Genomic DNA, 23,911 nt, shown 5'->3' with positions numbered 1-23,911 from the left:
ATTTTTAACTAAATATAGATGTATTCTCTTATTTATTTATATAAATAAATAATTTTTATCTCCATCTTATAACAAAAATTTAAGTGAATACTATTTAAATAAAATCTTATTTTCTATTTATATCTACATTTTATCTACATTTGGTTTAAATATCACATACTTTTAAATATCAACCATGAAAAACACTATTAAACCAATTCTATTTGCTTCCTTGAGCTTATTCTTGTTCAACTGTAGTTCGGACGATTCCACTACCCCTCCACCACCTAAGTATTACATTGAAAAAACGCCCTACATAAGTGAAATCAAACAATACTTTTACGAGGAACCTGATACAACTAGAGAGGGTAATCCACAAGATAAAGCTATCGATATAGCCTACAACTTTTTGTATGATGCTGATTTCAAGTTGCAACACATCAACTATACTGATATGGTGTACAAAAATCAAGTGGTCGTACAACAACAAAACTTAAACCTACAACCAACCTTTGACCAACAAGCTCGCTTACAACTTTGGGAGATTAAAGAGGATGGAGCTGTGGTAGATAATTACGTCTACCATTACCAGAATGACCAACTACATGCTATAACCTATAACCTCAACTCTAGAGGCGGTAGTTTTACGAGTCAGCTTAGCTATAACGACAAGAATCAACTAATTTTGAACGAGGCCTTGGAAGCAAACTTGCTCATCGATTATAAGTATAACGCCAAAAATCAAATCGATAAAATGAAATTCAATGGGCAGAACATTGTTTTTACCTATGACGATAAAAAATCACCTTTCTACACTTTACCATTTGATTTATCAAGTATATTGATCAATTTCAACATGATTCTTCCTTATACCTATCACTTTGAGAATAATGTTACTTCAATTACTTTAGGAGGTGAAACACTGCATGTTGATTTTACATACAACACGGACGATCTTCCTACAAAAGCAGTGTACTACACTCTGGATCAAGAAGAGAAAATTGTTGATTTTGAAATTTATTTCACCTACAAAATGAAAGAGACTAAAATAGAACTAACGAATATATAAGTCGCCTTTTACGTATCGATCAAAACCGATGATCCCATACTGTTCATCGGTTTTTTTATTATGTAAAACTAATTCGCTATATTTCTCGACTCAGCATAAAAAAATTATCGATATTTTAAATAAAAACAAAAATCAAATAGAGTTAATTTATTTTTTATATTCTTTCATTTATTCTATTTTAGTTAAAATAACAAAAACATATCCATGAAAAAATTAGTTACTTCAGCACTCATCACTAGTGTAGTACTTCTATTTGCTAGTTGTAGCTCAGACGATAGCTCAACTAATCCTTCACCACCTGCAACTTCTATGTATTCTATCAGCAAGATTCATCATGTAGATTTTTATAATCCCGCTGATACTAATACTGAGGAACCAGTTATCCGATCAGTCAATCTTTTTGATTTTAACTATAAGGAAGACTCCAGTTTCAACTTTATCATCTATACCATCAAAAATTATGAAGGCAATGAAAACACAAGTTCTGAATCATTCAAAATGGAGCACAAACTCAATCAGGAAGGAAAGCTTAATTATTTTGCCATTGGTAATGATACAAGGCTAATTGCAGAAAATGCTTACTTATACAATAAAGGCATACTCACTTCAGCTTACTATAAGTTGCCAAGACAAAATTTCAGTTTTGAAAGTATATTCACCTATAATGCAAAAGAACAATTGATTAAAAGTGATGCTCAAGGCTTGTTTCTATTAGCAGATTTCAGCTATGACAAGGCAAACAAAATCAATAACATTAAACTTAATGGCGAGAACCTAAAGGTGGCTCATGACAATAAACAAAATCCATTTGGTCAGCTACCTTATGATCTAACCCTAGATCTTTTAAGATATAAGTCTATCCTTCCTTATAGCTATCACTTTCCGAACAATATAACAAAGTTGGGTAACTTTACAATCGAATATACCTATAACGAAGGTGATTTACCAACGAAAGCTAGTATCTATTACAAACCAGAAGACGGCCTTAAATATCTAGCATCAGAAATCACCTATTCTTATACGGTCAAAGAAATCAAAATAGAAGAGACGAAATCGTAAGTCGCAATTTCCGTTTCCTTTAAAACCGATGATCCCATACTGTTCATCGGTTTTTTATTTCCCTTTATTTTCATCGATGCGCCTGTCGATAGTCTAATGGGCTCATCCCTACATATTTCTTAAAATAGCGACAAAACGTTGTAGAATCAGCAAAATGCAATTGCTCCGCGATTTGATAGATCGGTAAATCCGTCGCTACTATGTAATTTTTCGCTTTGATTAACACCATTTCAATGATTACTTTCGAAATGGATGTACCTGTACGTTGGCGAATTAACGTGGTTAAGTACTTCGGGCTTAACTTCAGTTGGTCTGCATAAAATCCCACTGACTTTTCCACGAGGTAATACTGATGCAATAAGTTGTAAAACTGAAAGACAATCGCATCTTTTCTCGTACTGGGTTGCATCGCTTCCTCCTCTTGTTGATACACGCGATTAATCTGTGCAATAAACGAATACAAGAGATAGCGCAAAGCATCGTCCTGAAAAATAGACAAGAGGGAAGCTTGTTGTTGAAAGAGCTGCATATACTGTTCAAAAAGAAGTACATCGGCTTCCTGTAACCTCACATGGGGCTGTTCAACCAAGACATTCAAAAAATTGTAATTGGTTGGTAGCATCAGCTCATTCAGGGTGTGAAAATCAAAAACAAGATGAATAAATGCTAGATCCGCACTGTCTTGTTGTACAACAACTAATGACTGGGGTAAAAGCGTTAGTACACTCCCTTTTGACAAGTGGCACGTCTTTGCATTGACTAGAACGGTTGCTGATCCGCCCATGCAATACGATAGCACGATTTGCCCCTCTACTTCACCTCGATCTACATCATCCTGACGAAACAGTCTACTAGCCTTTATTACTTGAATTGTACTCATGCAATCGTTATTTTATCTACAAATATAACCTTTTGCACATTATTTGTTTCAAATAAACAACCAACCTTTCAATTGAATACTAGTACTTTGCATTTTAATAAAGATGAATAATGCAGACGAAACAACTGACACTAAACAACAAAACATACACTTTGCACATCGCGTATCAAGCCAATGAACGCATGCGCCAGGCCTTTAATGCCATGACCTTTGATTTTTGGGAATTCACCTTTGAGCCCTACTATCAATCAGGTTACTGGGACGATAACTGTATCCTCTTCTCTCTTTTTGAAGGAGAACAGCTTGTTGCACATACCACCTTGAGTTTGTTTACAACCTATACCGCTGATCAACGCTTGCATTTGGGGCAATTGGGGACGGTGATGACCTTACCTAGCCATACCAAACAAGGGCTTTCGCGTTTTTTAATGGAGTCAATTTTTGAGTCTTACAACGATAAACTCGATGGCTATTTCTTATTTGCCAATGACACCGTCTTGGAATTTTATCCCAAATTCGATTTTTATGCTGTACTTGAACATCAGGCAAGTAAAGCGTTCTGTAAACAGCCCACTACGCATACCGTCCAACGATTAGATTTAACTGATATCACTGATTTACATTGTTTTCAGCACTACCTAAAAAATGGTCACACAGGCTGTCGCTTTGATACCCATAGCTATGGTTTGGCTCACTTTTACTGCTATGCCAATCCAGCATTTGGATATGCGGAATCCATCTACCTTATTCCGGAACTAGACACGCTTTTAATTGCCCAGCATGAAAAGGATGATCTCATGATCTACCAAGCCTATTACCTAAAAGACAACCTAGTAGATCAAGCGTTTAACGCCTTAGCTGATGCACAAACCAACCGGGTGGTCTTAGGATATACACCTATAGATACAGGTTACACCTATAATCCGTACAAAGAAGAGGACCTCACACTTTTCGTCAGTCCTGCACTTATAACCTACTTTGAAGAACAACCCACGATGATTCCTTTACTTTCTCATACGTAAAAGAGGGGGGCTAAAAAGCCTAAAATACAAAATCCCGCCTTTTTTAGACGGGGTTTTTTATTGTTTGTCCCAATCGCACGGATCCCCGATCGCGCAGATTTTTGTTTTTACATGAATGTAGACGAAAAAGAAGTGCTTCGTTTCTTGCAGTAAATCGATAAAGGAGGTTGGGTTTTGTTCGGGTCTTGTTCGAGTCATGTTCGAGTCAGCTTCGGTAAATCGGGCTTAAACCCCCGTAAATACGAAGGTTTATCGAAGAAGACCCGAACAACACTAAAACAAAACTAAACAAACAACTGAATAACAGTTATTTGTGTTATTTAATAAAGGAAAAACAACCCCTTTTTTGCTTTCTTCTTGCAAATCCTGTTGTACTTTTTATCAATCGTATTAGTTTTCGTATACCTTTGTACTACAGTACTTATAATAAACAGCTAATCATGCATAACTTAGACGAAATAGATTTAAAGCTACTCAACTTATTATCAGAGAATTCGAATGTAACTACTAAAGAACTCGCCCAACAAGTAAATCTATCTTCTACTCCTGTTTTTGAACGAGTAAAACGCTTAGAACAAGAAGGGTTCATCAAAGGATATATCGCCTTGATTGATGCCGAAAAATTAAACCGTGGCTTTGTTGTTTTTTGCAATATTAAACTCAAACAACACGAACGCGTGATTAACAATAAATTTATTGAAGACATCCTAAACATTGAAGAAGTAGTTGAATGTTATAATATATCAGGGGAATACGACTTTTTACTGAAAGTGTACGCCAATGATATGCGTCACTATCAAGATTTTGTATTTAACAAATTGGCTATGGTCGACAGCATTGGTAGTACGCATAGTTCTTTTGTTATGCGCGAAATTAAGAATGACCACAACATTAAGATCAGCCTATTATAAATCGCCCCCCTTTGCTATGCCTCTTTTATTGCACGATTATAGGTGGCTAATCACTTGGCTCACATCCGGGTGATATACAGCAGGCTTTTTCATGCTTGGCGTCCATTTTTTCTTCCATTAGAAATAAAAAAACCAAAGCATACTGCAAATTTTATTCGTTTTCAGTACATTAATTCTTAGTTTTGTAAGAAAAGGAAGCTATGAAACATTACATTTATTTATTTTTACTACTAGCGCTTAGTGTTAGTTGTAACAGTACTAATAAAAATGCCGAAGATATTTTACAATTTGAGCAAAAGGATTTTGTACAATCTTCTGACAACTGTATTGACGATGAGTGCACGAGAATTAAGTTGAGCGTTCCGGTGATCACCAATGAATCAAACGAGGTTGCAACAAAAATCAACCAACAGCTTATTGCTAAAATTGACAACATCATTGCGGTAGATGATAGAACGGCAAGCAGTAAAAATTTGGATGAGTTAACAGCCAATTACATTGCCAATTACGATGCATTCAAAGCAAAATATCCAGACGAGACCCTGCCTTGGAAAGCGGAAATAGAAGGTGATATTACCTTTTATAACGAAGATTTACTTTCGATTGCTTTGGAGTATTATACCTTTGCAGGAGGGGCCTATGGGTTTAAAAGTGAAGTGGCGATGAACTTCAATCCCAAGACTGGGGAACAATATAAAGTAGAGGATTTGATTGGCAATTGGGAGGAATTACAGAAGTTAATGGCACTACAGCTCAAAGACAAAATGGACATCTGGACCAGCAACAACCAATTGGAATATCCTGAGAGTATTTTCTTTTACGAAGACATGGTTGGATTTCTATACAATGCCGTTGATGACGATGCGCAATACAATGGTCCGACGAAAATTGACTTCCCAAAAGCGAGTATTCTCCCTTTCTTAAAAATAAACCTCGACCCCAAGACAACAGAAAAATAAGCTTGATCCTTAACGCTCGACACCGTGAGTATTTATAAAAAAATTTTCCAACAAACAGCCATCTATGGATTGGCTGCTGTTTTTCCAAAAGTAATTGGTTTCTTTTTAGTTCCGTTTCACACGGACTTGATGAAAAATGACGCCTATGGTGAGTACAGCGTGATTTTTTCGATCATGATGCTGTTGAATGTTGTCTTGTCTTTCGGAATGGAAACGGCGTTTTTTAGGTTTTACAATACCCGAGATAACAAACAAGAGGTCATCAATAACAGTATGTTGTTTCTCAGCGGTACCACCTTAATCTTTGGGTTAGTCGGATTTTTCTTGCTCGACTTTTGGGCGAATCTCCTAAAGATTCCTACCAACTTGGTGCAATACGTTTTATGGATTCTGATCTTAGATGCCTTGGTTATTGTTCCATTTGCCAAATTACGCGCAGATCAACGACCGATGTACTACAGCGCCATTCGCATTGGTAATGTTTGTATTTACTCCTTGTTGAATGTATTCTTCCTCTATTTCTTGCCTTTATTAGCGACAAATAACCCTTCCTCTGTTTTTGCATCGATGTATGTGGAAAACTTTCAGGTAGAATATATATTCATTGCCAATCTAGTAGCAAGTGCAGCGACGTTTTTGGTCTTTACTAAGAACTATTTGCAACTCCACTTCAAAATCAACAAAGAACTATTGCAACAAATGTTGCGCTATAGTTTCCCCGTTATGGTGGCCGGATTGGCCTTTGCTATTAACGAGAGCTTTGACAAAATACTCCTACAGCGTTTATTGCCTGCGGATATTGCTTCTGCAGAAGTTGGGAAATATGCTGCTTGTTATAAATTAGGGCTGTTTATGGTACTCTTTAGACAAGCCTATACCTTGGGGATTGAGCCTTTCTTTTTTAACTACGCCAAAAATGACGATGCTCCAACGAAATACGCCACCGTAACCAAATACTTCATCTTAATGGGAAGTGCGATTATGCTGGGGGTTGTTGTCTTTTCTGACGTTTTAAAGGTGTTATTTATTCGCAATGAGAGCTATTGGGATGCGATGATTGTCGTGCCCTTAATTATCTTAGCAAACCTATGTATGGGGATTTACACCAACCTATCCGTTTGGTATAAATTGCGTGACAAAACCAGTATGGGGGCTTATATTTCCATTTTTGGAGCTGTACTGACTTTGATCTTCAACTACCTCTTGATCCCTATTTGGGGTTATATGGGTTCGGCAATTGCTACCTTGCTCGCCTATGGATCCATGATGGTCGTTTCCTATTTGTTAGGTCAAAAGTATTACCCTATCCCCTATGATAAAAAAGCCATTGGTTTATATATGGGACTGTCTATTCTCTTGTCGTATGTTTATTTTTATCACTTCAGAGAAAACTACCTCGTTGGCTTGATCGCAATTGTCCTTTTTGGATTGATGGTATACAGCCAAGAAAAAAATACGCTGAAACGAATGCTTAAAAAATAAAAAAACAGATTGTACAATCACCAATAAAAAAGCCACGCTAAGCGTGGCTTTTTTATTTCTTCTTACTAATAAGAGGTTTGTATATTTTTATCTTTACTATACTTCATCGTATAACTCAGGCGTACTTTTTTCACTTCATTCGGTTGCAATTGAACCTCCCAAGTCACCAACCCTTTCTCCTCATTCACTATTCCTTTTGGCGATTCATCTAACACAATTTCAATAGAATTATCCGTACTGATTGGATATTGATCTTCTACTTGAACCGTAACCGCTTCTTTTTTGCTGTTTTTGACAGTAATCTCATACGTAAAGGTCTGTTCCTTCTTGGACGATAACGTTTTCGTTCCTGACTTATCCGAAATTAACGTACGGCTAATGGAAATATTAGGATCTTTACCGATGTTTAGGCGCAGTTTTTCTTCTGTATTTTCTGTAGATAAATACGTTTGTCCGATATTCATACCATCGTAAATCACATTCGCTTGTCCAGGTAATAAGTTGTGTTTACCATAGTCTTTAATCTCTGCTACTAAATATGCATTGGCGTCGAGTTTCGGTGCAGCATAAAACCTGTACTCCCCACTAATAGTAAACGTATTCAAGTCCACACTGTGGCGTTTGCCATTACTCAAAATCGAATACGGAATGGCAATGTCAAAAGTTACGTTCAATTCACTTTCACTTACCGTTGTATACTCTGCAAGAGTCTTTCTATCTTCGTATGAAACATCTTCAAGTGCTGGAGCGATCGATTCATAGCTATCGTAAGAGGTTATTGCATTTTCTGAGATTCTCGCAACAGATCCAGTTATTGCGCGTTTAGATAACGAGCCATACCCTGTAACAACCACTTCATTTTGTTTTTCATACTCTACAAACCACGTCTTCCACGTTGGAAGCGTATAATTTTGGTTTAATTTTCCAGATGTCAAGCTCAAACGCACATTGCGCCAATCGATTCCTGAAGTTTGAACCACTTGAGCCTTATACATCATTTTAATAGGCGCGTTCACCTTTTCTATACGCAAATCATAAGAAGGGACCCATTGTGCGCTATTGGTAGCATAATTAATGCGGAAGGGAACATTCCCCTCTTTTGCACTCATCACTTGTACAATCAACTTTCCTCGACTTACGCGTTCTGTTTTATCCCCACCTAGTGTTAATTGTCCTTTTAAATCATTCCACTTGGTCTCAATGACTTCCTTTTCCTTTTTCTTTACAAATAAGGCATTTTGTACTTCTTGACGTTTTTTTCCGTAATACTCTACCCATTTGGTTACATCGGTAAAACCGAAATTAGCAAAGGATTGACTCGTACTGGTGCGATCCAATAGATTAATAGTCTGCGTATCCGCATTAATTGCATTGGTTATTTTCTCCAACTGAAATTCCACTGCCGCAATACTATCGCGCAAGGGTTTCATCAAAGGGGAGTTATTCACATTGTCATACTCTTCAATATACGCATTGGAAAACTGCACGGACATGACTGTTACGTCATTAATCGACCCTACTTTGATGGTATTTTCCATCAATTGATCGGACACATTGGTAATCACAACTTCCGATAATCCTTTGGGTAAGGTGACTTGGGTATTTTGTGTTAATTCTGCTCCGTCGTAATACACCCGTGCGCTTTCTAAATTCGCTTTTGTGTACACGGGCTTTTGTGCCCACACAGCAACAACACTCAGTGCCATTGCTAAAACAATTCCTTTTCTCATCATGCTTTTTTTCAATTTTTATCCAAAAAGATGTTCGACAACATCTTCAATTTTCGTTACTACAATTACTTTTATTCCCGTTCCATGGTAGGATATCTTGTTGTACTTGGAAACGAGTATTTCCGAAAACCCCAACTTTTCGGCTTCTTGAATGCGTTGATCCACGCGGTTTATCGGTCTGATTTCCCCTGAAAGGCCGACTTCTCCAGCAAAGGTTACTCCTTTTTGAATGGAAATATCTTGATCGGAAGATAAAATAGCTGCGACCACACCTAAATCAATCGCAGGATCATCTACCGTGATACCTCCTGTTATATTTAAAAAGACGTCTTTTTGTCCTAAGCGGAATCCCGCACGTTTTTCTAGCACCGCCAATAACATATTCAATCGCTTGAGGTTATAGCCCGTTGCACTGCGTTGAGGGGTTCCGTAAACAGCAGTACTCACTAGCGATTGCACTTCCACCATGAGCGGACGCATCCCTTCTAAAGTGGCTGCAATTGCCGTTCCCGACAACTCTTCATCTTTGTGGGAAATTAAAATTTCGGATGGATTAGACACTTCGCGCAACCCACTGCCTTGCATTTCGTAAATACCTAATTCGGCCGTTGATCCAAAGCGGTTTTTATTCGCGCGCAAAATACGATACACGTGATTGCGATCGCCCTCGAACTGCAAAACGGTATCTACCATGTGTTCTAACATTTTTGGGCCTGCAATACTTCCATCTTTAGTGATATGACCAATAATTAAAACAGGTGTTCCCGTTTCTTTGGCAAATTTGGTTAACTCCGCCGTAGTTTCTTTGATTTGAGAAACGGTTCCAGCAGAGGATTCGATATAATCCGTATGCAGGGTTTGAATGGAGTCAATAATCAACACATCGGGTTGAATTTCTTCAATCTGACGAAAGATATTTTGGGTATTGGTTTCAGTTAATATATAACAATTTTCGTTATTGGGATTGATGCGTTCAGCGCGCATCTTGATTTGTTTCTGACTTTCTTCTCCAGAAACATAGAGTACCTTATACGGCAAGCGAAGAGAAATTTGTAGGAGCAAGGTACTTTTTCCAATGCCAGGTTCTCCTCCTAGTAGTACCATCGACCCAGGTACAAGCCCCCCTCCTAAAACGCGATTCAATTCACCGTCCAGCGTATTCATGCGAATCTCTTCTGCACTGTCGATCTCACTCACACGCAAGGGTTTTGCAATGCGTTTTGTTGTGGAAGCAGTGGTACTAACCGCCTTCCATGCTGTTTTCTCTTCTTTTTGGATTACTTCTTCTACTAGTGTATTCCATTCCTTACACGTGGGACATTGCCCCATCCATTTAGGCGTTTGAGCCCCACAACTTTGACAGAAAAAAGCAGTCTTTACCTTTGCCATACAACCGTATACTTAAATTTTTAAATATCAAATTTACGATTAAATACCCAAATATGGATTCCTTGTTTATAGTTATGAAACATCCTAGTATTTTCTTACCATCAAATGGAGATAAATACGGAGTGTGGAGGGAAATACCTCCTGTTAAGTATTTTTTACCGCGGTTTTTTTAATGATGTGTCTGCACCCATTGTTGAAAATCATCCACATAGGTTTTACCAATAGGTATGATTTTATCTTTTACAAAAATTCGATTGCGCTCAATGGTATCAATCTGATCCAAACGCACAATATAAGAGCGATGAACCCGCATAAAATATCCCATCGGCAATTTCTTTTCTAATTCGAGAAACGTATCGAGAATAATTATTTTTTCTGTTTTTAAATGTAAACACAAATAATCTTTCAATCCTTCGACAAAGAGCAATTCTTTAAAAAATATCTTGACCAATTTTCCGTCAGTTTTGACAAATAAAAAATCGGATTCTTCCTTTACTTGCGGAGCTAAAGCAGGGGGAATCAGGGGTTGCTCGATCGGTTGAAAATGCATTTTTGCCTTCTGAATACTCTTGTAAAAACGCTCAAAGGAAATAGGTTTAAGCAAATAATCCAACACTTGATACTCATAGCCTTTTAAGGCATACTCACTATAGGCTGAAGTCACAATATACTTGGTCTGATTACCTAAGATATCCATGATTTGCAAGCCTGTTAGCTCAGGCATTTGGATATCGATAAACAACAAATCAATGGCATTTTCTTCCACTATTTTCAATGCATCAAAGGTAGAAGTACTCGAACCAACCAATTCCAATTGCGGTATTTTTTTGGTGTATTCCGTCAGCAATGAAATTGCCAAAGGCTCGTCATCTAGGATAAAACAGCGAATGGGATTCATAATTCAATCGTTAAGTTACAAAAATACGTAGTTTCCGTTTGTGTAATAGTCAAGGTATGCCGTTGGGGATACTGCAAAGCGAGACGTCTTTTGATATTTTCAACTCCTATCCCCTGTTGTTTATCTTTTTGATACTGGTTTATTTTGTTGCTTGTCTCGAAAATCAATTTCCCTTCTTGCTGAACAATGCGGATTTGCAGTGGATAATTCTCATCGGTAATTTCACCGTGTTTAAAAGCATTTTCAACAAAAGGGAGCAACAAAAGCGGAGGTAATTGCAGCAGAGGTTGTTCAATTGTCTTTTCTAAAACAATAAAGTGTTTTCCATTAATACGCATACACTCCAATTCCACATAGTTCGTAATATAATCCCACTCTGCTTCAAGTGATACCCATTTCTCTTGACTTTCATAGGTGATATACCGCATCAAATGACTTAATTTCTCAATAGCAGGTAAAGCTAAATCCGATTTTTGGTACACCAAATAATAAATATTGTTCATGGTATTAAAGATAAAATGCGGATTAACTTGAGATTTAAGAAAGTTAATTTCTGCTTCTGTCTTCAATTTTAATGCTTCTGTTTTTTCTTTTTGCGATTGAACAAATTGAACAACAACCCAAATAGTAATGGAAGGAACAATGCTCAAGCTGGCAAAATAAAGATTGTCTACAATATAGAAAGACGTCGGCAGCATGGGGTTATAATTGGTAAAACCAAAAAACACAAACAATAAATATTCCTCTATAAAATAACGCAATCCGATAAAAACAGAATAGATGAAGATAATCCCCAAAACAATGCGCCACAACTTCTTTGACCCGATGAATTTTGGAATCACATATAAATAATTCAAATAAAAAACTACGCTACTCAAGAAGGTAAACAACAGCGGATAGTAACGAAATACTTTTTTCTCAGCTGCATCTCCCCAAAATGCGAGTTCAAACTGCAAATTATCATAATTAAAGTACGTCGAACTGCGGACAATAAAAATGAGCCAGAAAACGATATGAATAATCCAAATTTGCTTCTTTGTCATAATATTTTTGCTAAATACACGCTTTAAAGGTAAGGCTAAAATCAAAACCACGTGACAAACTTCGACCAACACCACCAAATATCCGACGAACATCACATCGGAAAAAAGAGGACGTTGGTCGAAAAAAAATAGGAGGACACAGATGCATTCGCATCTTTGCTTCAAACACATAATCATGAAGTATAGCCTACTCTTTTTTTTGGTTTCTCTTTATTCATTCGGTCAGACTGTTCAGGTAAAAGGTCAGATTTACGAAGGAGAACGCCCCACCGAATTCACTGAAATTCGCTTAACCGACAAGACATCGCAAGCCGTTGTCCAAACCTATACCCAGGATCAAGGAACCTTTGTCCTTTCCGTTGTTCCAGCTTTTTACCAATTGGCGCTGTATCAATACAACCAAGAAATCTATCAGGTGGATCTTGACCTCACACATGATATCGACCTAGGCAAGATTACTCTGGAGGAAACAAAACTCTTAGAAGAAGTACAAATTGTCGCTCAAAAACGTTTGGTAGAACGAAAAATTGATCGCTTAGTTTTTAATTTAGAATCTGCCGTAATCGGAACAGGAGGCAATGTCTTAGAAGCCTTAAAGGTAACTCCTGGAGTACAGGTTTCTCCCTCCAGCATTTCGATAATAGGTAAAAATCAAGTCTTAGTTCTACTTGACGATCGCCCAACGTATTTATCTGGCGATGAGCTCCTTCGATTTTTAGAAAGCATCAATAGTTCGGATGTAAAGAGCATTGAAGTGATGACCACACCTCCCGCTAAATATGAGGCAGAAGGAAACAGCGGAATTATCAATATCATTACCAAAAAAACACCGAAAGACACGTGGAATGCAACCTTAGGTTCTACATATCAACGCAGCAAGCGAAATACATTGCGCTACAATGCAGGATTTAACTTGAACCAAAAAAGTTGGAAGGCTAAAGCAACAGCGAATTTTGGCGATGCGCGTTTTCTTCGTACATGGAGCAATGACTTATTCTATACCGATGAAACTTGGGAAAACCGTGCCACCACAGATGGGAAAAACAAATATTACAACCTCAATTTAGACCTCTCATACCAATGGAGTAAAAATTGGGAAATGGGAATTAAATTAGCCAATAACAACTACGATTTCAAGGGAATCATGGAGGGGAAAAACGCGCGTTTCCAATCCAAAGGAATTCATTCCTTTATTACTGAAGACTCCAATGAACAATCCAAATCCGATCGTTTTATACTATCCTATTTCAATGAAATTAAACTAGATACCTTAGGAAAAAAAATAAGCTTGGACTTAGACTACATTAGTGGTAATCAGCCGAGTTATCGCAATTTCACTTCTGAGACACTCGATCCATTGTATCAACCAATCCCTAAAAGCTTTATTGAAGGAGGAAATGACAATCAAAACACAATTGATAATTACATTGGAAAACTAGATCTAGACCTTCCTTTTTCAGGGGTTACCCTTAATGTAGGAGCTAAAATTGCCACTTCAAAGACGAAAAACAAATTGCATATTTACAATTCAACTCTTCCTACTGGAATACAAAAAAATCAATTCGATTACCGCGAGAACAACCAAGCCTTTTATGTGTCGGGAACCAAAACATGGTCAGAGGCCTTGACCCTTCAAGCGGGTTTACGAGTAGAAGCCACACAAACGAAAGGATATGCTGCCGCATTAGATCAAACCAATAGAAATAACTATGTCAAATTCTTTCCTACATTGTATATCAACTATCAATTAAACGAAGAACAAACCTTGGGATTTAATTATGCAAGACGAATTAATCGCCCAAATTTTGAGAGTTTAAACCCGACGCGCTCTACCATTAACGCATACAGCTATCACGAAGGAAATCCGTTTTTAAAGCCGGCCTATACAACAAATATAGAATTAATTCACACCTATAAAAAAATAGAGTCCAAGCTGTACTACAGCCACATGAAAGACGGTATTTCACAAGTTTCTCAAATTAATGCAGAAACAAAACACTACAATTACATATGGATGAACTACGTAGAGGTAAAAGAAATCGGACTATCCGAAAGTCTCTATTTTAAACCAACTCCGTGGTGGAATAGCTCGAATGAATTTACCTTGACCTACTCTTCTGCACAACCTGTTTTAGAAAATGAAGCAGAAGTAAAAGGAACAGCTGCATATTTTTCAACTTCTAATGATTTTATTTTGAACTTACGCCAAACTCTCTTTGCAGGTTTTCAATACACCCAAAGCTTTAAAGGAGTATCCAACAACTTCCATTCAAAAGCTTATGCGGATCTAAACCTAAACGTGAAATATCTTTTAATGGATAAAAAATTAGAGTTATCACTTCAATTGAGCAATGTGTTAAACAGCGTGTATTCTACCTATAAAGAGACAACAGAAGCAATGCAGCGCTTTCAAAACAATTGGGACAACCGCACAGTTCGCTTCTCGGTAAATTATAAATTCGGACATAGTACCTTGAGAGTGAAACAAAGAGCCAATGCCTATGAAGAAGAACTAGGAAGAATGTAGTCTTAGGATTTTTTTGTGTGATAGAGCGGTAATACAAAGAAAGATAAAGCCCCTAACACGACAACAATAGCGGTTTGTGTGGTCCACAAAATCCAACCAAAGGCGGTTCCTGCAACAGGAGAGATGTGGTAGAGCACCAAGAGTTCGGCTACAATTAACGGAAATGCACCGAAGCCGCCATTGGTAAATGAAACGGCAAAACTACCAGCAACAAAGGCAGACATAATCATGGGAAAAGTCAATATACTCGTTTCATTTAAGGCCAACGTACCAAAGAAAAAAGTTGCGATATACCCAATCCAAATGAGCAAGGTATAAAACAAAAACCCCAGTTTAGCAGGCATTTTAAAAATGCTGTTTACCCCTTCAACGAGTCCTTTTAGTTTGCGTTTCACAAATAAAATAGGCTTCCAAGTCAGCAACATAAATGCAGCAACACACACGCCTAAAGCAACGAGGGCAAGCAAGCCAACCTTCAACAATTGCTCAACAGGAACATAGCGCAAAAGAAAGTGTTCCAATACGTCATATTGCAAAATAAGCGCTGAAAAAACGCAGAGTAACAGGCAAATTAAATCGACCACGCGTTCAGAGACAATACTGCCAAAGCTCTTGTCAAAGGGAATCTGCTGATACTTTTGAAGCACCAACGCTCGAGAAACCTCTCCCGAACGGGGAACGGTTAAATTCATTAGGTACCCAATGTTAATCGCCATAAAATTAGTGGCTGTAGAAGAAGTATATCCCATATAGTTCAAGGCATACTTCCATCGATGGGCACGTGCCCAAAGACTGAGAACAGAAAAGATTGAAGCGATGAAGATATACCTGTAGTTTGCTCCTTTAAAGTGCAGCAACATCTCTTCAATCTGTTCTTGAGTAAATTTTGAAAATGCGTAATAAACTAAAAAAACTCCCAACGCAAGTGGGAGTAGAATATGGATTAATTTATTAACGGTCTTCTTCAATATGCTAAATTAAGTTAGGCTATTATTCTCCTCATTTGGAAAAACAATAGCAGGTCTAAAGGTCTTAGCTTCTTCAAAATCCATTATTCCGTACGAAATAATGATCACGATATCTCCTTGGTGCACTTTGCGTGCAGCAGGTCCATTTAACGTAATTTCCCCACTGTTTCTAGGCCCTGGAATAGCATACGTTTCAAAGCGCTCCCCATTGTTGATGTTCACAATAGAAACTTTTTCACCTTCAATCATATTAGCAGCCTCCAATAAAGCTTCGTCTATTGTAATACTTCCAATATAATGTAAATCGGCACCTGTTACGGTTACACGATGAATTTTTGATTTTACTACTTCAACTTGCATTTCGCGATAGTTTAGTTAAAAGATAAATTGTCAATTAATCGAACCCCTTCAATGTGAGCAACCAGAAAACCTCTGTACTTGCGTCCTTCCTCTTTTGAGTTAGCCACTTTTAGTGTTTCTTCCTCAGCAATTGTAAAGTATTCGAGGTCAAAGGTAGAATTATTTTTAAATTGAGACTCAACAAATTGATTAACTTTTTCAATCTCTTGTGTTTTAAACAACTCCCGTGCTTGTACTAAAACCTGGTATAAAAACGTCGATTGCTCCAAGCCTTGGGCTGAAATACGTTCATTTCTTGAACTCATGGCTAGTCCATCCGCTGCTCTAAAGATAGGAACTCCTATAATTTCCACGTTGAGCTCTTCTTTTTCCACTAGTTTTCGAATGATCTGCAACTGCTGAAAATCCTTCTCTCCAAAATAAGCTTTGGTCGGTTCAACCAATTCAAAAAGTTTTTTAACTATCGTGCCTACGCCATCAAAATGACCTGGACGCTGTGCCCCCTCCATTTCGAATTCTAATCCGTCGTAATCGAACTTTTTGGCTACCGTTTCTTCGGCGTACATTTCCTCTACTGCCGGCGAAAAAACAACAATTTGATCTGATAATGAGCGGATAATCGCTAAATCTCGCTCTAATGTACGAGGATATTTGGCCAAATCTTCCGCATTATTGAACTGCGTTGGATTGACAAAAATACTCACTACAGTACACCCATTTTCTCCTAAAGATTGCTCCATCAAAGAAAGGTGACCGCTGTGTATTGCTCCCATTGTAGGGACTAAACCAATGGATTGGTTCGCCTTGTGAAAAGTCTCTAAATATGCTTGTAATTCGACTTTTGTATGAAAAAGAAACATCTACTACCTGTTTTAAATAATGGCAAAATTAGTTAATTCGAGAAATAACTCCATAAAATTTCGTAAATTTGCACAGTTTTATTTATTTCAACAGAAACTATTTTTGAAGATGAAAGATAAGAGGATATTGTACGTATCATCTGAAGTGGTACCTTATTTAGCAGAAAATGAAGTTTCATTAATGTCTTATGATGCGCCTAAAATGATTAATGAACAGGGAGGGCAGATAAGAATTTTTATGCCGAAATACGGTAGCATCAATGAAAGAAGACACCAATTACACGAAGTAATCCGCCTATCGGGGATGAATCTCGTAGTGAATGATATGGATATGCCTTTGATAATCAAAGTGGCTTCTATTCCTAAAGAGAGAATTCAGGTTTACTTCATCGATAATGATGAATACTTTAAAAGAAAATCAACGTTTTCCGATGAAGACGGTGTATTATACCCAGACAACGACGAGAGAGCTATATTCTTTACCAAAGGGGTAATCGAGACTATTAAAAAACTGAACTGGGTGCCTGATATCATCCATGTACAAGGTTGGATGGCTTCTTTACTACCTACGTATTTGAAGAATTACTACAAAGACGAAGCTATTTTTGCTGATACTAAAATAGTTACCTCTGTGTTTAACGAAGGGTTTGAAGGAACATTAAGCAGCTCAATGCACAATAAAGTAGCCTTTGACAACTTGCCAAAAGAAGATATTGCAGATTTTGAAAAAGCAACTTACCACAACATAATGGTTAATGCAGTTAAAAATTCGGACGGAGTTATCTTAGCTTCTGAAAACATCCCATCAGATTTAACAAAATATATACAATCTTCAAATAAACCTTTCTTACCTTACGCTACTAAAGAAGAATTTGCTGAAGCATATACTACTTTTTACAATCAATTTTTATAATACTAACGCATATATCGACTTAGTAGATGAATTACAAAAGCATCATAAAAACAGTAGTAATCCTAGCAAGCGTGGCTAGTTTACAATCATGTGATAAAGATTTTAGTGAAGTTGGAGGTGATATTATTGGAGACAATAATTTAAATATCGACACCTATCAGGTAAGTGATCTTACCGCTTATACCCAACCTTATGGTGCGTTGGGCACCCAAAATTTAGCTAATATGCCTTTCGGTTCCCTCGATAATGGTGAATTCGGAAGAACAAACAGCAGTTTTGTAGCCCAAGTTTTGTCCTCTGCCACCTCTTTTAATATGATGAAACCCAATGCGGTGATGGACTCTGTATACGTCTATATTCCCTACTACTCTCAGTATGATAAAGTAGAAAACGAAAAAACGTATTACAAACTATTAAACGTAGTCGGAGATGCCTCATTCAACTTGGAAGTATACGAAAACGGGTATTACTTGCACGATGTGAATCCTGGAACAGGAAAGACTTTGGACTATTTCTCTGACGCCGCAGCGCAATACGAACAGTTCAAAAAACCTACGCTCTTAAACGATTCAAAAAACATCAAGCAAAACAAAGAGTTTACCTTTACAAAAGAGAATATCATCCTCTACAAAAGAGATGAAAATGGCAACGTAGTTTCAGATGAAACAACAGGTAAACCAGTAGAATTAGAGCGATTAGCGCCTGGTTTATGGCTGGATTTAAATGCAGAATATTTCCAAAAATTCGCCGCAAGTGGTGTCAACTTAAATGATCCTTCTCAATTCAAAAACTTCTTTAGAGGGTTGTATTTCAAAGCAACTGGAAACGGCACTACAGGTGCATTAGGCTTGTTAAACCTATCGCTTGGTAAAATTGTGATTAAATACCACCAAGAAGTAGAAGAAACTGATGACGAAGGAAATCCAGTAAAGAAAAAACAACATTTAACGGCGACATTACCGTTCTCAAAAGCAGCAAATGCTGGTGAGGAAGCAACTATTTTTGGAGACAACATCAACGTTAGTTTAAACCAAAACGAAGGCAACAACCACAATCAAGTTGGAAATAAAACAACCGGAGATGCTAAGGTATACGTCAAAGGAGGAGAAGGAAATGTAGCTGTTATTGATCTTTTCAGCAAAAACGATTTTGAAGAGTTGAAAAAATTAAGAGAACTAGATATCCTTGTCAATGACGCAATCTTAACTGTTCACGTCGATGTAGATGCAATGCCAAAAGATCAAATTCCACAGCGTTTGTACTTATACAACTATGACAATGGAACACCAGTTTCTGATTTCTTAAACGATAATTCCGCTAATTCCCTTTACAGCAAATTAGTTTATGGAGGAATTTACCAACCTGTAAACGAAGAAACCAAAGTCAAAAGCAACACCTATAAATTCAGAATTACGGAATACATTCGAGCGATTCTGAAAAATAAAGAATTAAAAAGTCCAAAATTGGCTATTGCTGCAACTTTTAACTACAATGACCTCCTTATCAACACCGTAACTAAGGGAGTCAACAGTAAATTAAAAACCGAAATAGAAAACACACCTGAAAACGTAACGTACATCCCTTCTTTATCAGCTATGCAGCCGTTAGGAACTGTGTTGTACGGAACAAATACTAGTTCTGACAAAAAAATGACACTGCAAATTTTTTATACTAAAACTAAAAACTAATTATTTATGTGTGGAATCGTTGGATACATAGGGCATAGAGATGCATACCCCGTAATCATCAAAGGACTAACTAGACTTGAATACCGCGGTTATGACAGTGCTGGGTTGGCCGTATTTGATGGAGAAACGATTAATCTTTGCAAGACAAAAGGAAAAGTTGCTGACTTAGAAGCAAAAGCTACGGATGCAATAAAAAATGGTACAATCGGAATTGGTCATACCCGTTGGGCGACACACGGAGTACCGAATGACGTAAATTCTCACCCACATTTTTCAAATTCAGGAGAATTAGTCATTATACACAATGGAATCATTGAAAATTATGATTCCCTAAAACAAGAACTCATTAAGCGCGGTTATATCTTCCATTCTGAGACAGACACAGAAGTGTTAATCAACTTAATTGAGGATGTACAAAAGACACAAAAAGTAAAACTAGGTAAAGCGGTTCAAATCGCCTTAAACCAAGTTATAGGAGCCTATGCAATCGCTGTAATGGACATCAAAAAACCCAATGAAATTGTAGCGGCTCGATTAGGTAGCCCTTTGGCAATTGGAATTGGTGAAAACGAATACTTCATTACTTCAGATGCGTCTCCATTTATCGAATATACGAATAACGCTATTTACTTAGAAGATGAAGAAATGGCTATTATTCGCCTACACAAGCCATTAACCATCCGCAAAATCAAAGATGATTCTTTGGTAGATCACTATGTACAAGAGCTACAATTAAACCTAGAGCAAATTGAGAAAAACGGGTACGATCACTTCATGTTGAAAGAGATATACGAGCAACCCGATGTTATTCTTGATACGTTCAGAGGGCGATTACTTCCAGAGTTAGGTTTGGTAAAAATGGCAGGAATAGAGGATAATTTAGATAAATTCCTCAACGCAAAGCGCATCATTATTGTTGCTTGTGGAACGTCTTGGCATGCAGGATTGGTAGCCGAATACGTCATCGAGGAATTTGCGAGAATTTCAGTTGAAGTAGAATACGCCTCTGAATTCAGATATAGAAACCCGATTATCAACAGTGATGATGTTATTATTGCTATTTCACAATCTGGTGAAACAGCGGATACCTTGGCTGCTATTAAATTAGCAAAAGCAAAAGGAGCCTTTGTATTTGGCGTTTGTAATGTAGTGGGATCTTCTATTTCAAGAGAAACACACGCGGGTGCATACACCCATGCTGGACCTGAAATTGGAGTAGCTTCAACAAAAGCATTTACCACACAAATCACCGTACTAACATTAATTGCCTTACGCTTAGCGAAAGCAAAAGGTTCTTTATCTAATTCGGAGTATTTAAAATACCTTCACGAATTAGAATTAATCCCAGAACGCGTAAAAGAAGCTTTAATTCAAAACGAGGCCGTACTAAAGATAGCAGAAGTGTACAAAGACGCGACAAACTGCTTGTATTTAGGACGAGGATACAACTATCCTGTAGCACTTGAAGGTGCGTTAAAACTAAAAGAAATATCATACATACACGCAGAAGGATATCCTGCTGCAGAGATGAAACACGGACCGATTGCCTTAATTGACGAACACATGCCTGTTATCGTAATTGCGCCGGATCAAATGTACTATGACAAAGTAGTAAGTAACATCCAAGAGATTAAGGCCCGTAATGGAAAAATCATTGCTATTGTTACTAAAGGAGACAAACAAGTGAGAGAATTAGCGGATCACGTGATTGAAGTACCAGGTATTTCTGAAGCGTTGACTCCTATTTTAACCACCATTCCACTACAATTATTGTCCTACCACATTGCGGTTTTAAGAGAGTGTAACGTTGACCAGCCTCGTAATTTAGCGAAGTCGGTAACCGTTGAATAATATAAAAATGCGACCCCTATTTGGGCTCGCATTTTTTTATACATAAATAAATTTTTAATCATTTTCATATTCAGAGAAAAAAACTATCTTTGCACTCTGAAAAAGTAGTTTTTTTCACTAAACGTAAATAGCTGTTAAATAAATACATAAGCAATGTCTAAAGTTACAGGAAAAGTTGCGCAAGTTATCGGACCAGTAGTTGATGTAGTCTTCAACACTGAGAATGCCGAACTTCCAAAAATTTATGATTCATTAGAAATCACTAAACCAGATGGTTCTAAATTAGTACTTGAAGTACAATCACACATTGGAGAAGATACAGTTCGTACAATTTCAATGGACTCAACAGACGGATTAAGTAGAGGTTACGCTGTAGCTGCTACAGGATCTCCTATCCAAGTTCCAATCGGAAAAGAGGTATTTGGTAGATTGTTTAATGTTGTTGGTGACGCTATTGATGGTTTAGGTAATTTACCTAAAGCAGGAGAAAATGGGTTACCTATCCACAGACCTGCACCAAAATTCGAAGATCTATCTACATCGACAGAAGTATTATTCACAGGAATTAAAGTAATCGACTTGATTGAGCCTTACGCAAAAGGAGGTAAAATTGGATTATTTGGTGGAGCTGGAGTAGGAAAAACGGTATTAATCCAGGAGTTGATTAACAATATCGCTAAAGGACACGGTGGACTTTCTGTATTCGCAGGAGTTGGAGAGCGTACACGTGAAGGAAATGACTTACTTCGCGAGATGTTAGAGTCTGGTATTATTAAATATGGTGATGATTTCATGCACTCTATGGAAAATGGAGGATGGGATTTATCTAAAGTAGACCGCGAATTAATGAAAGATTCTAAATGTACTTTCTTATTCGGTCAGATGAATGAACCACCAGGGGCACGTGCACGTGTTGCATTATCTGGATTAACAATTGCTGAGTTCTTCCGTGACGGTGCTGGAGACGACCAAGGAAAAGACGTACTTTTCTTCGTTGACAACATCTTCCGTTTTACACAAGCAGGTTCAGAGGTATCAGCTTTATTAGGACGTATGCCATCTGCAGTAGGATACCAACCGACATTAGCAACAGAAATGGGTGCAATGCAAGAGCGTATTACTTCAACAACAAAAGGATCAATTACTTCAGTTCAAGCGGTATACGTACCTGCGGATGACTTAACTGACCCGGCACCGGCTACAACGTTTGCCCACTTAGATGCTACTACAGTATTGTCTCGTAAGATTGCTGAGTTAGGTATTTACCCTGCGGTAGATCCATTGGATTCTACTTCTCGTATTTTATCTCCAGAAATCTTAGGAAAAGAACACTACGCTTGTGCACAACGAGTAAAAGAAATCTTACAGAAATATAAAGAATTACAAGATATCATCGCGATCCTTGGTATGGAAGAGTTATCTGAAGAAGATAAATTGGCTGTACACAGAGCACGTCGTGTTCAACGTTTCTTGTCTCAACCATTCCACGTTGCAGAACAATTTACAGGTATCCCAGGAGTTCTTGTAGACATCAAAGATACAATCAAAGGATTCAATATGATTATTGACGGTGAATTAGACCATTTACCAGAAGCAGCTTTCAACTTGAAAGGTTCAATCGAAGAAGCGATTGCAGCTGGAGAGAAAATGCTTGCTGAAGTTTAATAATCACTTAAAAAAGAACTATTATGAGATTAGAAATTGTATCACCTGAAGCTACATTATTCGCTGGAGAAGTTACTTCTGTATCGGTTCCAGGTGTTAATGGTGAGTTTCAAATGCTAAACAATCACGCGGCTATCGTTTCTTTATTAACGAAAGGCAATGTGAAGTTTACAGGAAGTAACATTTCTATTAAAGAACCATTTAATTCAAAGTTCGTTAAAGTTAGCAACGATACTTACCACTTGCCTATCACAATGGGTACAGTTGAATTAAGTGATAACAAGATTATTATTTTAGCTAATTAAGTAGCTACTAACAGATAAAAAAAGCCCGATTCTTACGAATCGGGCTTTTTTATTTATGCCATATCAACGTACACAAATCATATAAACAAAAAAAGCCTTACAAGAAATCTTGTAAGGCTTTTTGCTGCTCCCCCTCTTGGAGAATAACTATTGTTTCTTGTTAAACCTTATTACATCTAAATACATCTAAAAAGCTTTACTTATAAGGGTTTTATGTGTTTTAGCAAAAAACAAAAAACATTAAAATTCAGAAATGGTTGGATAATTGGTTGGATAAAACTAAATTTACAGTATATATAAATCATATCGTTATGGCTTCAATTAAGTATTACCCACAGCAACCAAAAGGTAAA

General features: G+C 37.4%; 20 protein-coding genes. 12 read left to right on the top strand and 8 right to left on the bottom strand.

Annotation, left to right across the window (positions count from 1 at the left end; genetic code table 11):
• The first annotated feature begins 175 nt into the window (after positions 1-175).
• Entirely contained in the window at positions 176-1,048 is an 873-nt protein-coding gene (locus tag H4K35_RS14930; protein ID WP_182628725.1) for a hypothetical protein, read from the top strand.
• Between the two features lie 204 nt (positions 1,049-1,252).
• Positions 1,253-2,107 (top strand): hypothetical protein, encoded by an 855-nt coding sequence (locus H4K35_RS14925; RefSeq protein WP_182628724.1) that lies wholly within the window; start codon positions 1,253-1,255, stop codon positions 2,105-2,107.
• 70 nt (positions 2,108-2,177) lie between these two features.
• Here H4K35_RS14925 and H4K35_RS14920 read toward each other — a convergent pair whose 3' ends face one another.
• Complete coding sequence (locus H4K35_RS14920) at positions 2,178-2,987, bottom strand: AraC family transcriptional regulator (protein ID WP_182628723.1); 810 nt, start codon at positions 2,985-2,987, stop codon at positions 2,178-2,180.
• 110 nt (positions 2,988-3,097) lie between these two features.
• Between H4K35_RS14920 and H4K35_RS14915 the strand changes: the two genes are divergently transcribed.
• The 4 genes from H4K35_RS14915 (at position 3,098) to H4K35_RS14900 (ending at position 7,361) form a co-directional block, all read left to right on the top strand.
• The gene (locus tag H4K35_RS14915) at positions 3,098-4,009 is read left to right on the top strand and encodes a GNAT family N-acetyltransferase (protein WP_182628722.1); all 912 of its coding nucleotides are present in this window, start codon (positions 3,098-3,100) and stop codon (positions 4,007-4,009) included.
• 440 nt (positions 4,010-4,449) lie between these two features.
• Entirely contained in the window at positions 4,450-4,920 is a 471-nt protein-coding gene (locus H4K35_RS14910; RefSeq protein ID WP_182628721.1) for an Lrp/AsnC family transcriptional regulator, read from the top strand.
• Positions 4,921-5,120: 200 nt separating this feature from the next.
• The gene (locus H4K35_RS14905) at positions 5,121-5,879 is read left to right on the top strand and encodes a DUF4163 domain-containing protein (RefSeq protein ID WP_182628720.1); all 759 of its coding nucleotides are present in this window, start codon (positions 5,121-5,123) and stop codon (positions 5,877-5,879) included.
• A 24-nt stretch (positions 5,880-5,903) separates the two neighbouring features.
• Positions 5,904-7,361 (top strand): oligosaccharide flippase family protein, encoded by a 1,458-nt coding sequence (locus H4K35_RS14900; RefSeq protein ID WP_182628719.1) that lies wholly within the window; start codon positions 5,904-5,906, stop codon positions 7,359-7,361.
• A 65-nt stretch (positions 7,362-7,426) separates the two neighbouring features.
• Here H4K35_RS14900 and H4K35_RS14895 read toward each other — a convergent pair whose 3' ends face one another.
• The 4 genes from H4K35_RS14895 to H4K35_RS14880 all read right to left on the bottom strand — a co-directional run bounded on the left by H4K35_RS14895 (position 7,427) and on the right by H4K35_RS14880 (position 12,421).
• Positions 7,427-9,094: a DUF4139 domain-containing protein gene (locus tag H4K35_RS14895; RefSeq protein WP_255492495.1), complete on the bottom strand. Its 1,668-nt coding sequence runs from the start codon at positions 9,092-9,094 to the stop codon at positions 7,427-7,429.
• A 15-nt stretch (positions 9,095-9,109) separates the two neighbouring features.
• Positions 9,110-10,480 (bottom strand): DNA repair protein RadA, encoded by a 1,371-nt coding sequence (gene radA / locus H4K35_RS14890; RefSeq protein WP_182628718.1) that lies wholly within the window; start codon positions 10,478-10,480, stop codon positions 9,110-9,112.
• A 169-nt stretch (positions 10,481-10,649) separates the two neighbouring features.
• The gene (locus tag H4K35_RS14885; protein WP_182628717.1) at positions 10,650-11,378 is read right to left on the bottom strand and encodes a LytTR family DNA-binding domain-containing protein; all 729 of its coding nucleotides are present in this window, start codon (positions 11,376-11,378) and stop codon (positions 10,650-10,652) included.
• Positions 11,375-12,421 (bottom strand): sensor histidine kinase, encoded by a 1,047-nt coding sequence (locus H4K35_RS14880; RefSeq protein ID WP_182628716.1) that lies wholly within the window; start codon positions 12,419-12,421, stop codon positions 11,375-11,377. Before H4K35_RS14880 ends, H4K35_RS14885 begins: the two co-directional genes overlap by 4 nt.
• 175 nt (positions 12,422-12,596) lie before the next feature.
• Between H4K35_RS14880 and H4K35_RS14875 the strand changes: the two genes are divergently transcribed.
• Positions 12,597-14,948, top strand: coding sequence for a TonB-dependent receptor (locus H4K35_RS14875; RefSeq protein WP_182628715.1), 2,352 nt, complete (start codon positions 12,597-12,599; stop codon positions 14,946-14,948).
• A gap of 2 nt (positions 14,949-14,950) precedes the next feature.
• Here the strand turns inward: H4K35_RS14875 and H4K35_RS14870 are convergent, their stop codons facing one another.
• The 3 genes from H4K35_RS14870 to panC are packed head-to-tail and all read right to left on the bottom strand — an operon-like array spanning position 14,951 to position 17,136.
• The gene (locus tag H4K35_RS14870; RefSeq protein ID WP_182628714.1) at positions 14,951-15,916 is read right to left on the bottom strand and encodes a lysylphosphatidylglycerol synthase transmembrane domain-containing protein; all 966 of its coding nucleotides are present in this window, start codon (positions 15,914-15,916) and stop codon (positions 14,951-14,953) included.
• Between the two features lie 9 nt (positions 15,917-15,925).
• Positions 15,926-16,276: an aspartate 1-decarboxylase gene (gene panD, locus H4K35_RS14865; protein ID WP_182628713.1), complete on the bottom strand. Its 351-nt coding sequence runs from the start codon at positions 16,274-16,276 to the stop codon at positions 15,926-15,928.
• An 11-nt stretch (positions 16,277-16,287) separates the two neighbouring features.
• Positions 16,288-17,136 carry a pantoate--beta-alanine ligase gene (gene panC / locus H4K35_RS14860; RefSeq protein WP_182628712.1) on the bottom strand — a complete coding sequence of 283 codons (849 nt, stop codon included), beginning with the start codon at positions 17,134-17,136 and terminating at the stop codon, positions 16,288-16,290.
• Positions 17,137-17,245: 109 nt separating this feature from the next.
• Here panC and H4K35_RS14855 point away from each other — a divergent pair, with 109 nt between their 5' ends.
• From H4K35_RS14855 to H4K35_RS14835, 5 genes are all read left to right on the top strand, one after another.
• Positions 17,246-18,049: a glycogen/starch synthase gene (locus H4K35_RS14855; protein ID WP_182628711.1), complete on the top strand. Its 804-nt coding sequence runs from the start codon at positions 17,246-17,248 to the stop codon at positions 18,047-18,049.
• Between the two features lie 26 nt (positions 18,050-18,075).
• Positions 18,076-19,737 (top strand): DUF4270 domain-containing protein, encoded by a 1,662-nt coding sequence (locus tag H4K35_RS14850; protein ID WP_182628710.1) that lies wholly within the window; start codon positions 18,076-18,078, stop codon positions 19,735-19,737.
• A 6-nt stretch (positions 19,738-19,743) separates the two neighbouring features.
• Positions 19,744-21,588 carry a glutamine--fructose-6-phosphate transaminase (isomerizing) gene (gene glmS / locus H4K35_RS14845; protein ID WP_182628709.1) on the top strand — a complete coding sequence of 615 codons (1,845 nt, stop codon included), beginning with the start codon at positions 19,744-19,746 and terminating at the stop codon, positions 21,586-21,588.
• A 153-nt stretch (positions 21,589-21,741) separates the two neighbouring features.
• Entirely contained in the window at positions 21,742-23,253 is a 1,512-nt protein-coding gene (gene atpD, locus H4K35_RS14840) for a F0F1 ATP synthase subunit beta (protein WP_182628708.1), read from the top strand.
• A gap of 23 nt (positions 23,254-23,276) precedes the next feature.
• Positions 23,277-23,558, top strand: a complete 282-nt coding sequence (locus tag H4K35_RS14835) for a F0F1 ATP synthase subunit epsilon (RefSeq protein WP_182628707.1) — start codon at positions 23,277-23,279, stop codon at positions 23,556-23,558.
• Positions 23,559-23,911 lie beyond the last annotated feature (353 nt).

Source organism: Myroides sp. NP-2 (genome assembly GCF_014145665.1).
Lineage (GTDB): Bacteria > Bacteroidota > Bacteroidia > Flavobacteriales > Flavobacteriaceae > Flavobacterium.
The sequence above is the reverse complement of the archived record's forward strand: the minus strand, read 5'-3'. Positions and strand labels throughout refer to the sequence as shown.

Coding starts and splice junctions, on each gene's coding strand:
- H4K35_RS14930 (WP_182628725.1), top strand. CDS start 176: ATGAAAAACACTATTAAACCAATTCTATTTGCTTCCTTGAGCTTATTC.
- H4K35_RS14925 (WP_182628724.1), top strand. CDS start 1,253: ATGAAAAAATTAGTTACTTCAGCACTCATCACTAGTGTAGTACTTCTA.
- H4K35_RS14920 (WP_182628723.1), bottom strand. CDS start 2,987: ATGAGTACAATTCAAGTAATAAAGGCTAGTAGACTGTTTCGTCAGGAT.
- H4K35_RS14915 (WP_182628722.1), top strand. CDS start 3,098: ATGCAGACGAAACAACTGACACTAAACAACAAAACATACACTTTGCAC.
- H4K35_RS14910 (WP_182628721.1), top strand. CDS start 4,450: ATGCATAACTTAGACGAAATAGATTTAAAGCTACTCAACTTATTATCA.
- H4K35_RS14905 (WP_182628720.1), top strand. CDS start 5,121: ATGAAACATTACATTTATTTATTTTTACTACTAGCGCTTAGTGTTAGT.
- H4K35_RS14895 (WP_255492495.1), bottom strand. CDS start 9,094: ATGATGAGAAAAGGAATTGTTTTAGCAATGGCACTGAGTGTTGTTGCT.
- radA (WP_182628718.1), bottom strand. CDS start 10,480: ATGGCAAAGGTAAAGACTGCTTTTTTCTGTCAAAGTTGTGGGGCTCAA.
- H4K35_RS14885 (WP_182628717.1), bottom strand. CDS start 11,378: ATGAATCCCATTCGCTGTTTTATCCTAGATGACGAGCCTTTGGCAATT.
- H4K35_RS14880 (WP_182628716.1), bottom strand. CDS start 12,421: ATGACAAAGAAGCAAATTTGGATTATTCATATCGTTTTCTGGCTCATT.
- H4K35_RS14875 (WP_182628715.1), top strand. CDS start 12,597: ATGAAGTATAGCCTACTCTTTTTTTTGGTTTCTCTTTATTCATTCGGT.
- panD (WP_182628713.1), bottom strand. CDS start 16,276: ATGCAAGTTGAAGTAGTAAAATCAAAAATTCATCGTGTAACCGTAACA.
- panC (WP_182628712.1), bottom strand. CDS start 17,136: ATGTTTCTTTTTCATACAAAAGTCGAATTACAAGCATATTTAGAGACT.
- H4K35_RS14855 (WP_182628711.1), top strand. CDS start 17,246: ATGAAAGATAAGAGGATATTGTACGTATCATCTGAAGTGGTACCTTAT.
- H4K35_RS14850 (WP_182628710.1), top strand. CDS start 18,076: ATGAATTACAAAAGCATCATAAAAACAGTAGTAATCCTAGCAAGCGTG.
- glmS (WP_182628709.1), top strand. CDS start 19,744: ATGTGTGGAATCGTTGGATACATAGGGCATAGAGATGCATACCCCGTA.
- atpD (WP_182628708.1), top strand. CDS start 21,742: ATGTCTAAAGTTACAGGAAAAGTTGCGCAAGTTATCGGACCAGTAGTT.
- H4K35_RS14835 (WP_182628707.1), top strand. CDS start 23,277: ATGAGATTAGAAATTGTATCACCTGAAGCTACATTATTCGCTGGAGAA.